This window comes from Mesorhizobium sp. M1A.T.Ca.IN.004.03.1.1 (genome assembly GCF_003997555.1).
In the GTDB taxonomy this organism is placed as follows: Bacteria; Pseudomonadota; Alphaproteobacteria; order Rhizobiales; family Rhizobiaceae; genus Mesorhizobium.
The window spans coordinates 1-267 of the sequence record NZ_RZTV01000399.1 but is presented as its reverse complement, the minus strand read 5'-3'; the positions used below and the strand labels follow the sequence as shown (position 1 = coordinate 267).

Sequence of the window (267 nt, the reverse complement as noted above, 5' to 3'; positions counted from 1 at the left end):
ACACGACGCGCATGGTGCCCAAACGCATGGAGGAGCTTCTCGACGGCGGCTCGCTCTATTGGGTGATCAAGGGACAGGTGCAGGCGAGGCAGAGGCTGCTCGACATCGCAACGTTCACCGACGATGAAGGAATTTCACGCTGCCGCCTGATGCTCGGCCCGGAGGTCGTCGAAACCGCGGGACAGCCGAAGCGGCCCTTCCAGGGCTGGCGCTACTATACGCAGGACGACGTGCCGCCCGATCTGACGAGCTTGGGCGCCGGGATCG

The 267-nt window shown here is 64.8% G+C and carries 1 protein-coding gene; it reads left to right on the top strand.

Going from position 1 to position 267, the window contains the following annotated elements:
* A partial coding sequence (locus EOD29_RS32150) for a DUF1489 family protein (protein WP_127248833.1) occupies positions 1-267 on the top strand: 267 nt, incomplete at both ends.